7 protein-coding genes are annotated in these 12325 nt (G+C 43.1%); all 7 read left to right on the top strand.

Annotation, left to right across the window (positions count from 1 at the left end):
- Window positions 1-8: 8 nt before the first annotated feature.
- The 7 genes from ispG to J7384_RS03725 all read left to right on the top strand — a co-directional run bounded on the left by ispG (window position 9) and on the right by J7384_RS03725 (window position 11959).
- A complete protein-coding gene (gene ispG, locus J7384_RS03755) occupies window positions 9-1127 on the top strand; it encodes a flavodoxin-dependent (E)-4-hydroxy-3-methylbut-2-enyl-diphosphate synthase (RefSeq protein ID WP_209111536.1) in 1119 nt (372 codons plus the stop codon).
- A gap of 108 nt (window positions 1128-1235) precedes the next feature.
- Window positions 1236-2513, top strand: a complete 1278-nt coding sequence (gene hisS, locus J7384_RS03750; protein ID WP_209111535.1) for a histidine--tRNA ligase — start codon at window positions 1236-1238, stop codon at window positions 2511-2513.
- Between the two features lie 76 nt (window positions 2514-2589).
- Entirely contained in the window at window positions 2590-3228 is a 639-nt protein-coding gene (locus tag J7384_RS03745; protein WP_209111534.1) for a tetratricopeptide repeat protein, read from the top strand.
- A 72-nt stretch (window positions 3229-3300) separates the two neighbouring features.
- Window positions 3301-4524, top strand: coding sequence for an outer membrane protein assembly factor BamB (bamB, locus tag J7384_RS03740; protein ID WP_209111533.1), 1224 nt, complete (start codon window positions 3301-3303; stop codon window positions 4522-4524).
- Window positions 4525-4615: 91 nt separating this feature from the next.
- Window positions 4616-6115 (top strand): ribosome biogenesis GTPase Der, encoded by a 1500-nt coding sequence (der, locus tag J7384_RS03735; RefSeq protein ID WP_209111532.1) that lies wholly within the window; start codon window positions 4616-4618, stop codon window positions 6113-6115.
- Between the two features lie 103 nt (window positions 6116-6218).
- On the top strand, window positions 6219-6899 hold the full coding sequence (locus J7384_RS03730; protein ID WP_209111531.1) for a PilZ domain-containing protein: 681 nt from the start codon (window positions 6219-6221) through the stop codon (window positions 6897-6899).
- A 173-nt stretch (window positions 6900-7072) separates the two neighbouring features.
- Window positions 7073-11959, top strand: coding sequence for an RHS repeat-associated core domain-containing protein (locus tag J7384_RS03725; RefSeq protein WP_209111530.1), 4887 nt, complete (start codon window positions 7073-7075; stop codon window positions 11957-11959).
- Window positions 11960-12325: the final 366 nt, after the last annotated feature.

Here is a 12325-nt window from a genome sequence, read left to right as displayed (position 1 = left end):
TCAACATCATGTTTAAAGAATCTCCTATTGTTCGTCGCAAATCCCGTCAGATCATGGTCGGCAACGTACCTGTTGGCGGCGATGCCCCCATTAGCGTTCAGTCTATGACTAACACATTGACTACTGATGTTGATGCCACCGTTGCTCAAATTAAAGCTCTCGAAGCCGTTGGAGCCGACATTGTTCGCGTCAGTGTACCGACTATGGACGCTGCTGAAGCGTTTAAGCAAATTAAACAGCAAGTCGATGTACCACTAGTGACTGACATTCACTTTGATTATCGAATTGCACTGAAAGTTGCGGAATACGGTGCCGATTGTTTGCGTATTAACCCGGGAAACATCGGTAAAGAAGAGCGTATTCAAGCGGTGGTTGCATCTGCGCGCGATAACGGTATTCCTATTCGCATTGGTGTAAACGGTGGCTCGTTAGAAAAAGACTTACAAGAAAAGTATGGTGAGCCAACGCCTGAGGCCTTGTTAGAGTCGGCCATGCGCCATGTTGATATTCTCGATAGATTAAATTTTCACGACTTTAAAGTGAGTGTAAAAGCGTCTGATGTATTCTTGGCGGTTGGCGCCTATCGCTTGCTGGCGAAACAAATCGATAACCCACTTCACTTGGGCATTACTGAAGCTGGCGGTTTGCGCTCTGGCTCGGTTAAGTCGGCGATTGGTTTAGGCATGTTACTTTCCGAAGGTATTGGTGACACTTTGCGGGTGTCATTAGCTGCCAACCCAGTTGAAGAGATTAAAGTTGGCTTTGATATTTTAAAGTCACTTAAAATTCGCAGTAGAGGCATTAATTTTATTGCTTGCCCAAGTTGTTCAAGACAAGAGTTCGATGTTATTAATACCGTCAATGCACTTGAAGAGCGCTTAGAAGATATTATTACGCCAATGGACGTATCGATTATTGGCTGTATTGTTAATGGCCCAGGTGAAGCAGAAGTCTCTGATTTAGGTCTTACCGGTAGTAGTAAGAAAAGTGGCTTTTACCTCGACGGTGTTCGCCAACGCGAGCGCTTTGACAATAACGACTTAGTTAATCAATTAGAAGCAAAAATTAGAGCTAAGGCCAAAATAATGGACGAAGCTAACAAAATTGATGTTAAAGAAGTCGAATAAAGCCAATTAACATCTTAGTTGATTAAAAATCGATTAATTTTGCGTTTATTAATTCACGCCCTATAATGCGCGTTTGCAATTTTAAAAGTATTAGAGAGAGCTGTTTACGTGAGTAAAGCAATTCAAGCGGTTCGCGGCATGAATGATTGTTTGCCAAGCGAGACCAATATTTGGCAAATGGTTGAAGCGACGTTACGTCGTGTTGCCAGTAATTATGGTTTTTCTGAAATTAGAATGCCAATTGTTGAATCAACGGCTCTTTTTAAACGCTCTATCGGTGAAGTTACCGATATTGTTGAAAAAGAAATGTACACTTTTGACGATCGCAATGGCGACAGTTTAACCTTGCGACCAGAGGGGACCGCCAGTTGTGTTCGCGCCGGTAATCAACACGGTTTGCTATACAACCAAGAACAGCGCTTGTGGTACATGGGGCCGATGTTCCGCCACGAAAGACCGCAAAAAGGTCGTTATCGTCAGTTCCATCAATTTGGTATTGAAGCTTTTGGTATAGCGACACCAGATATTGATGCAGAAGTTATTATGCTCTCGGCAAGACTTTGGCGGGAACTTGGCATCAACGACGTGGTCACACTAGAGCTGAACACGCTAGGTTCTAATGAAGAACGCGCTGAGTACCGCGACGCGTTAGTCGCCTATCTCACCGAGCACGAAGAAAAACTCGACGAAGACAGTAAACGCAGAATGCACACTAACCCATTGCGCGTGTTAGATAGCAAGAATCCAGAGGTGCAAGCAGCTTTGGTTAATGCGCCAAAATTGTCTGAGTACCTAGGTGAAGAATCACGCGAGCATTTTGCTAGTTTATGTCAGCGTTTGGAAGCTGCAGGCATTGACTATGTCATTAATGAGCGTTTGGTACGCGGCTTAGATTACTATAATCGCACCGTATTCGAGTGGGTAACAACCAGTTTAGGTGCTCAAGGTACCGTATGTGCTGGTGGCCGTTACGATGGCCTTGTTGAACAGTTAGGTGGTAAAGGTACGTCAGGCTTCGGTTTTGCCTTGGGTATTGAGCGCTTAGTGTTGTTGCTAACCAGTTTGGAAAAAGTCAATAATGTTCGCCCACAAGTCGATGTTTATGTTGCCATGTTGGGTGACGGCGTTGATATCAAAGCCAATCAACTTGCCGAAATGTGGCGAGATGAGGTGCCTGAAGCGCGTATTCAGTGTCACTGTGGTGGCGGTAACTTCAAAAAACAAATGAAGCGGGCAGATAAATCTGCCGCGAGTATTGCGATTATTTTGGGCGAAGATGAAATTGCTCAGCAAGTCGCTACGGTTAAGTACTTACGCGAGCGCAAAGAGCAAATTAGCGTACCTTTTGACCAGGTACCGAGCTTACTCGAAGAATTGATTAATTAGCACTATTGATTAATAGCAGCGTAGTTAATAACACAAAATAAAAATTAATTAAGTATTGAAAAGTAAAGGGTTTATTGTGCCAGAGTTTCAAACGGAAGAACAACAAGTCGAAGCGATTAAGTCGTTTTGGCAAGAAAACGGCAATTCTATTATTGCCGGTTTAATTGTTGGTTTAGGTGGCTTTATTGGTTTTAACTATTATCAAGATAGTAAATTGGCCGATGAAACTAAAGTGACTGATGCCTATCAAACTATGGTAGATGCAGGTGCTAAAAATGCTGCCGATTTACCAGCTGCTGCTGACAAGTTTGTTGCCAATAATGCTGAAACAAGCCTCGCGGCTTTTGCTGAGTTTGCCTTGGCTAAAACTGCGGTTGAATCACAAGACTACGCTAAAGCTGAAAAACACTTGGCGGCAGCTGTTACTAAAGCGGCTGACCAAGGTATCAAAGGTATTGCAACAGTTCGTTTGGCGCGTGTTCAAATGCAACAAGAGAACTATCAAGAAGCATTAACCACGTTATCAGCTGAACTGCCAGCGTCGTTTAAAGCGACTGTTGAAGAAGCAAAAGGTGATGTTTACCTTAAACAGGGTAAAGCAGACTTAGCACGCAGTGCTTACCAAGCAGCAATTGACGCTGATGGTCTAGCATCAAGTCCAGCATTGCAAATGAAGTTAGATGATTTAGCGCAGGCAATTAATTTACCCAACTAGTGTTAAACCTTGTCGTCTAACATCTGAATTCGACGTTGCCGATACTATCGTTTTGTTACTACAGGAATAAATGTGAGTTTTTCTTATAAAAAGTTTGCCCTACTAGCCGTCGTTTGCTCAAGTTTGATTGCTTGTTCATCGACTGATGATGAAGATGAAAGCACACGCGTTGCTGAGCTCACTGATATTACTGAGCAGTTTGATCCCAAAGTTGTTTGGAGCGACAGTGTTGACGGTGTTGATAAATATTTTTCGCGCTTAAAGCCAGCAGTTGCCTATGGCAAAGTGTTTACCGCAAGCCGAGTTGGCGATGCGGTAGCCTTTGACCAAAACACAGGTAAAGAGCTGTGGAAAACCGACTTAAGTGATTTAAGCGATGAACGCAGTTTTTGGCAAGATCGTCAATCAGCGCTGCTTAATGGCGGACCAGTAACTGGTATCAACAAAGTTTTTTACGGCAGCGAAAACGGCGATGTTTATGCGCTTGACGCTGAAACTGGTTCAGTGAGCTGGACAGCTAAAATCAAAGGCGAAATTATTGCTGCGCCGGGCATCGGTGAAGGTGTGTTAGTGGTCAATAGTGCTTCAGGTGCAATGAAAGCGTTTGATGCAGCGGATGGCAAAGAATTATGGCAAACAGAGTTAGATGTACCACCGTTATCTCTGCGTGGCATTAGTGCACCGGTTGTAGCTTCTGGCGGTGTGTTAGTTGGCACAGCAAGTGGTGATTTAACTGTCTTTGTGCTTGATCGCGGCCAACAAGCGTGGACAGCTCCTGTTGGTGAAGCCTCTGGTTCAACTGAACTAGAACGCGTTATTGATGTTGATAGTAAACCATTGGTTTTTGGCGATAAAATTTACTCAATTTCTTCTCGCGGTAACTTAGTAGCTGTAGATTTGAGATCGGGGCGAGTGTTGTGGAGTCGTCAATACTCTTCATACCGTAGTTTGGCAATTAGCGGTAATGCGTTATTTTTAACTGATGTTAAAGGCCACATTTATGCAGTAGACCGCAACAATGGTTTAGAACGTTGGAGCCAATTGTTATTGACTAATCGCCAAGTAACGGGTCCTGCTGTGATTGGTGATTACCTTGCCGTTGGTGATTTTGAAGGTTATCTTCACTTTATTGACCAAGAAACTGGCGAATTTGTCGCTCGACATCGCGTTGGTGCATTTAATGCGCTTATAACTACAGTTGGTGAAAGTGCTATTTACACCAGTCCTGTGGTGGCAGGCAATGTTTTGTACGTACAATCACGCGATGGTGATATTGAAGCGATTACTATCCCGTAAGTCGCAGAATATACTAGAATTAAAACGGCTCTGATGCATAAGTGTCAGAGCCGTTGTTTGTTTTTTAAAGAATTGAATTTTTGAGGGTCTCATGCTTCCTGTTGTTGCTTTAGTGGGTCGTCCCAATGTTGGTAAATCAACATTATTTAACCGTTTAACACGTTCACGTGATGCGTTAGTAGCTGATTACCCGGGATTGACCCGAGATCGTCAATATGGCCAAGCGCAAGTTGAAGAGCATCCATTTATTGTTATTGATACTGGTGGTATTCATGGCGATGAAGAAGGCATTGATGCGTTAATGGCTGAACAATCACTGATGGCGATTGAAGAAGCGGATGCCGTTTTGTTCTTAGTTGACGCCAGAGCTGGTTTAACTTCTGCTGATCAAAGTATTGCTGACTACCTGCGCAAGCAAAACAAGCGTGTCTTTTTAGCGGCCAACAAAGTTGATGGTATTGATGCTGACTCAGCGGTAGGTGAATTTTATGCTTTATCGCTCGGTGAAACGGTTCATCAAATTGCTGCTGCTCACGGACGCGGCGTTACTCAGCTGCTGACACTGGCGCTACAACCTCATATTGCTGAATTGGAAGAGAAAAAATCAACACAGCAAGAGCAGTTCACTGAAGACTTTGACCCAGAGTCAGACGCTAATTTTGAAGAAGCTAATTATGAGCATGGAAGGGAACCTGAAATTGATGCGCCAGAGCACGATGATAAAATTAAATTAGCAATTATTGGTAAGCCCAATGTAGGTAAATCAACACTGACCAATCGCATTCTTGGTGAGGAACGCGTAGTTGTTTACGACATGCCAGGCACGACTCGCGACAGTGTTTACATTCCGATGGAGCGCAATGGCCGCGAGTATACCTTAATTGATACTGCTGGTATTCGACGTCGTAAAAACGTTTCTGACGTCGTTGAAAAATACTCTGTGATTAAAACCTTACGAGCGATTGAAGACGCTAACGTTTGTTTGTTAATTATCGATGCTCGTGAAGGAATTACTGATCAAGACTTGAGCTTGTTGGGTTTTATTTTGGAAGCAGGGCGCTCATTAGTGTTGGCTGTGAATAAGTGGGACGGTCTTGATGAAGATGTTAAAGATCGTATCAAGTCAGAACTTGACCGCCGTTTGGGCTTTATTGACTTTGCCCGTATTCACTTTATTTCGGCCTTACACGGTACGGGTGTTGGTCACTTATACGAGTCTGTTGAAGAAGCCTTTGTTTCGGCAACTAAGCGCATTTCAACCTCTATGGTCACTAAGATTTTAGATATGGCGGTGTTTGATCATCAGCCACCAATGCACAATGGCCGCCGCATCAAATTGAAGTATGCTCACGCTGGTGGTTATAACCCACCTATCGTGGTTATTCACGGCAACCAGGTGAAACAGCTACCTCCTTCTTACAAGCGCTACTTGATGAACTACTATCGCAAGTCACTGAAAATAATGGGTACGCCGATCAAGATTGAGTTTAGAGAAACTTCAAATCCATTTGCCGGTAAGAAAAAGCTTACTTATACCGAGCAAAAGAAACGCGCTCGCGCGACTCAGGGTTATAAAAAAACTGAAGATTAATAACAGGATATCGAATGGCAGCGGTAACTTGGCTTTTGTGCTTTATTTTGCGCGATAGCTAAGTTACATTGTTTTTCTAAACGTTAAAGGATGCCTTGCAGTTATGCCTAATCAGTTACAAATGCCGACCGCTGAACGCCTAAGTCGAAATTTAGGTTTGTTACAAGCTGGCGCAACAGTAACCTTAGATTTGGTCACTCCTGCCGGTAAAAAAGGTAAGTTCCGTACCTGTTTTATTGGTTATCTACCTAAAGACTACGTTTTAATTCAATCGCCCGAAGCAAGTAAACTTGGCAGCTTTGGCCAGTACATGCAGCCGGGAGCCAATGTTACCGTGCGCGGCTTAATTGAAGGCCACGAGGGTGCTATTGTCGCTTTCGTTAGCCAAATTAGGCAAACGCTACAAATCCCTTCTCGAATTCTGACCTTAGAATTCCCTAAAAACGTTACCCTACAAAGCTTGCGCTCTGCTGTACGCATAGACACTGATATCGCTATTAAAGTTGGCGCAGATAAAGAATATTGGAAAGCCAATATTGTTAATATCTCTAATTCGGGCTGTCAGGTCATCATTTATAATGGTGACCCACTATTGATGACCAATGGTCAAAAAATCAAGCTTGTTGTCGAAGACTTCCGCGGTCTGAGTAACCTCAACATGGAAGCAACAGTGTGTAACGCTAAAAAAGCGGGTAATAACGTCTCGCTTGGCCTCAAGTTTGAGGAAGGTAGCCAAGAGCAAGCGCAAAAACTGTTACAACAAACAATGTTTGAACAAAGTTAATTTAACTTCGCTATATACACCTATTTACCTTCAATCTTTTACATTTTTAATTGTACCTTTATCTCTTTGTCGTCTTAGTTATTTGTTTTGGTTATAAAGGGTTTGTTTTATCCTGATATTCTTGTTATTGAAATGTAACAAAAATGTATTCAAGGAAAGTTAAAGGATAAAAAATGAATATAAAAATGTTAAGTAAAGCAAAATCTTATTTGCTTGCTTCATTTCTAGCAACATATTCCATTAGTACGTTAGCAAATGAAGAAATAGAACCTATAGTTGATTGGGAACGGAAACAAAACGCGGAACAACGTTTGGAAGTGTTTGGCGATGATTTTTTGGGGGATGCAATTGACCCTCATACGGGGTCATTAGTTTTCAATCACACCGATATCAATTTACCAGGCAACTCTAGCTTGGCAGTGGCCTTATCTCGCAAGCGAACAACAGGATTTAGTTATAGAGACGGTGTTGACGCAGAGTTTGGCGATTGGACACTTTCTGTTCCGAGATTGTCGGTACTGTCTCTTGACAAAAAGCCTTGGAAGGGGGCTCGATGTAGCCAATCTACCGATAGTTTACTTGGGATTGTAAATGAAGGAAATGGCCTTGATAGAGCAGCAGTTATTCTTACTCCTAATGATTATACGAATGGTATCCAACTAGAAGCACCAGGGTATGGCAGTCAGCGTGTACTGGATAAAAGAAGTATTTCTATTTGGCCAACGGCCGCTAAAAAAATTACCCTGAGTAATTGGTACTTTACGTGTTCGTCTGCGTCGGATGGCGGAGAGGGCTTTATCGGTCATGCGCCCAATGGGCACGTTTATCGTTTTGACAAAGCTTATAGTTTAGATGCCCCCAAAATGGGGTTGATGGGCGCTAGTCCACGTAATCGAAAATACTATATCTTAGCGGCAACTCAAGTCAGTGATGTCAATGGCAATTGGGTAAAATATCACTACGATGGTCTGAATCGTTTAACAAGTATATCGGCAAATGATGGTCGAAATATAAGCATCAACTATTCGGGAACTTCTAAATTAATACGGTCGGCGAGCACTGCGCAAAAGACTTGGCGTTATTCATATCAAAACAACAGTTTCAGACCAACTGACTGGATGCCCGAGTACTTTCAACCATTAAGAGGCAGTGTATTATCTGCTGTCGAGCAGCCAGATGGCTATAAATGGTTGTTTGATCTTAGTTTAATGACAGGTACATCTGCTCCGTCTGGAAGAAGCTACTGCCCCAAAGCAAGACGAACAGTATCGCTTACTCATCCCTATGGCGCTACTGGTACATTTGTTTTAAAAGATACAGAGCATCGGCACGTATTCGAGCAACGGACTAGGCGAACTGAGTATTGTACAAATGCTGAACCCGAACCCGGCTCAGGTTTACCGCCGTTCGACAATGACGTTACAACGTCAACGATGGCCGTAATAGAGAAACGCGTTTCTGGCCCTGCCATGAAGACTGCTACTTGGACTTATCAATATGAAAGCGATCAAGGGCCGTCTAGAACGTCTGGTGCTGATAGAACCAATTGGACCAAGGTTAGTGCACCTGATGCCCATTTCACTTATTACCACAGTTGGGTTGGAGAGCCACTAGGAGGTAAGTTATTACGTAAAGAAACACGTGCCTCAGCGTCTAGCGCTGTAGTAAAGCTTGAGGAATATACCTACCTTAAAGAAGAGCGTGTTGGCGATATTAGTAGAATAGGAAATAACGCAGAAGCAACGCCGATTCATACAACAAAAGTTGTGACCAAACAAGACGGTGATACTTATACTCAGGAGTATGGCTTTAATACTAGCCATATATCGTCTGCATATTCGTATGCAAGTCCGATAATGACATCAATTAAATCCAACGTGTCGACGACAGCAAGAAAAACCGTGACTGTGTATGAGCACAATAAGTCAAAGTGGGTGTTGTCACTACCTAGAAAACTGACGGTTAACAGCAGAACTGTTCAAGAAAATGTTTATGATAGTTTAGGGCGTAAGACATCTGAAAAGCGCAATGGCGCACTATTTGCGACTTACGGTTATCATAGTGATGGTAGCTTCCATTGGGCAAAAGATGCCAATAATAGAGCATTTTATGCCTCCAACTATAAACGAGGAGTCCCTCAAAAAGTCACACGTGCTAATGGCACGAGTGTTTACCAATACGTTGATGACTTTGGACGTATTAGCAGCATTATCGATGCTAATGGCAATAAAGTAGACTATCACCGAGATAGCATGGGGCGCCTGCGCACGGTGGATTTACCTGACAGCTGGGCAAGTGTTACGCATAGCTACAACTTTGGTGGCACACCAACGCACACCATCACAAAAGCCAATGCACAAACAACGATTACTTATGACGCTATGTTTCGACCGGTATTGGTTGCGACAAAAGACTTGTTAACCAACAAAACAACGTATGTTAACTCCGACTACGATAGTGCTGGGCGTGAAACGTTTATGTCGTTTCCATCCACCAATGCATCGTCACAATCTGGTATTGCTAAAGAATACGACAGCTTAAGTCGCTTGAAGAAAAGTCGTGAAACGGTTTACCCATATGCCCAAAAGTTGACCAGTTATCACAGTCAGCATCGCCGCACTGAAACGGATGCGTTAGGCCATCAAACACACTATTATCACTATGGCTATGATGGTGCAGCCTATCAAGATGTAAAGGCTATTCACTCGCCACTAGGCCTAAAAACCCTTATCAACAAAAATGTTTGGGGTGAAATCATTTCGATTAACCAATCAGGAAACCAAGGCGGGTTTGTTTCAAATACCGGTGGTTCTGGCGGTGGCTCTTCTGGCGGTGGCTCTTCTGGCGGTGGCTCTTCTGGTGGTGGCTCTTCTGGTGGTGGCTCTTCTGGCGGTGGCTTGATTCCTAAAAATCCAGGGGATAAAATTATCAAGCCGCCTGGCATTGACCTTCCCGGCTTTGAAACCTTTGCCAGTGTAAGTCCTAGCAACTCGTCTAGTGATTCAACTTCTGGTGTAAGTTTTACACGTTATTATTACTACAATGGCCAACGCCGATTGTGTCGAATTAGTCAAGCTGATGTAGGAGATACACTTTATCAATACGATGCTTCGGGCTGGCTAACAGCTTATCAAAAAGGCGCTAACCAAGGTACAAATTGTTTAACGCCTAGTGGTAACGGCAAAGTAACGCTAATTCGCGATGACGTAGGGCGTATTACCAAGCGCGATTTTGCCCATAGCGCAACCCCTGATATCACCAAGACGTATGATCCAAATGGCAATGTGAAAACAGTCAATCGTGGCGGTGTAGATTGGACCTACAGTTACAATTCAATCAATTTACCTACATCAGAGACACTAGCGATTGATGGTCGCCAATACTCGTTAGGATATGGATATAATAGTGCCGGTCAAATGGCTTCTATGACCTACCCAACAGGTAAAACAATAACGTATAACCCTGATGGCCTTGGTCGACCTCGTCAAGCTAACTGGGGGGGGAATTACTATGCGAACAATATTCAATACCATGCCAATGGGCAGATTAGCCAGTTGTTATATGGTAATGGTCACACATTTCAGCAGTCATTAAATGCAAGGCAATTACCAGAACGGCTACTCACCACTAAAGGCGGTATTAAGGCGCTTGATTTAACTTATCGCTATGATAAACGCCAGTTAATTACTTCAGTAACTGATGGTGCTGTTAGCGGTAATAATCGCACTATGGGGTATGATGCGCTAGAGCGTTTAACAAGTGCCAGCGGCCCATGGGGCAGTGGACAATTTAGCTATGATAGTCTTGGGAATATACTGACTAAAAACATTGGCAGTAGACGAGTTTCTTTAAGTTATAGTAGCGATAATAGACTCATTCGTGCCAATGACACAGGTGGCTTAGGCGGAAATACCGGGGATAGAAGTTTTAGTTATGATAGCCGAGGTAATACTATTACCGCGGGTAACTTAAATTTTACCTACGATTATGCTGACCAACCTGTTTCTATGCATGGAGATGAATCAGGTAGTTATCGTTACGATGGCAATTTGAAGCGCGTTAGAGCGCAAGTTGCCGGTAAGACTATCTATAACGTTTATAACCTTGCCGGTCAGTTAGTTCATATTGACAATGTTAGCTCAGGCAAACGCACGGATTATGTGAGTGCTGGTAAGATGACAATTGCACGCGTCATCAATAATGCACCGACCTATGTCCATCATGATAATGTTGGCAGTCCTGTATCGGGTACCAACAGCTCTGGCTCAATTGCGTGGCGAGAACGTTATACTCCATTTGGTATCACGCTTGACAATTCATCGGCAAACAACGACCAAGCCGGTTACACTGGTCATATCAAAGACAGCGATACTGGCTTAGTGTATATGCAGGCACGATACTATGATCCAGTCATAGGTCGTTTTTATTCGAATGATCCGATTGGTTGGACACCGAAAAACCCAGTTATGTCGTTCAACCGTTACCTGTATGTCAACAACAATCCATACAAATACACTGATCCTGATGGTGAGTTTTTGTGGCATGCTGTTGGAGCTGCTGTCGCTGGTGGAATCAATGCACTTGCTCAGGGCTACAGTAAAGGGTTTGATAATATTGATTATAGTCAAGTAGCTGTAGCCGCTGTTGTTGGTGCGACGGGAGTTGGTTTAGCTGAATCTATAGCTGGAAGTGTCGCTCAAGCAGGGTTAGCTGGTGCGAGTGCCGTTGCCGCAAATGTTGCTGGTAATTCGGTTGCTGGGGCCGCATTAGGATTGGGTTCGACACTTACAAATGCTGCTGTAGACGGATTGCAAGGTGACACAGACGGTACATTTACTGGTGAGCAATTAGAAAAAAGTGTTAAGGACGGCGCTATATTTGGAGCAGCTGGTGCAGTGGCGGGTGAATTAATAACAAAAGGAGTAAAAGCTGCTTCTGGGGCATTTGGTAACTCTGGTACAGTGAACGGGTTAGGGAGAACTGTTGCGGAAGCTGGTGCAGATGTTTTAGGCAATGCTGCTGATGCGAAAAACGCTGCTCTAGAAAATAAGGATAAATAGTAATGAACTTTAAAAGCTTAGAAATATTCGTTTTTACAAAAATCTTTGTTTTATTAGTTCTGGTATGTTTTTCGAGTCTATGGTTACTAGACGCAGTTTTTTCAATTTACAATTGGAATTTGAGCTTCTTTGAAATGCTTTGGGTAACCATACAGTCTTGTTTTGTTATAACAATAATTTTTGTACCGATAGATTTGTTTTTATATGTAAAAAACAAAAAACGAAATAGGTAGTATTGATTTCAATCCAAAGCCTCGTCTTTGAAGTGACCCCCAATAGTTGGACATTCCAATTACTGGGGGTCTTTTTATGTCTACATACAGTAGTGGAAGTTAACAAAGACACCCATCGATATTTGATTAATTA

This window comes from Endozoicomonas sp. G2_1, from assembly GCF_017744155.1.
In the GTDB taxonomy this organism is placed as follows: Bacteria; Pseudomonadota; Gammaproteobacteria; order Enterobacterales; family Alteromonadaceae; genus JAGHQT01.
Note: the sequence above shows the minus strand (reverse complement) of the source record. Positions and strands in the feature narration are given on the sequence as shown.

What these genes read in the sequence shown, in the direction of transcription:
- ispG (WP_209111536.1), top strand. Translation starts at nt 9, where the DNA reads ATGTTTAAAGAATCTCCTATTGTTCGTCGCAAATCCCGTCAGATCATG.
- der (WP_209111532.1), top strand. Translation starts at nt 4,616, where the DNA reads ATGCTTCCTGTTGTTGCTTTAGTGGGTCGTCCCAATGTTGGTAAATCA.
- J7384_RS03730 (WP_209111531.1), top strand. Translation starts at nt 6,219, where the DNA reads ATGCCTAATCAGTTACAAATGCCGACCGCTGAACGCCTAAGTCGAAAT.
- J7384_RS03725 (WP_209111530.1), top strand. Translation starts at nt 7,073, where the DNA reads ATGAATATAAAAATGTTAAGTAAAGCAAAATCTTATTTGCTTGCTTCA.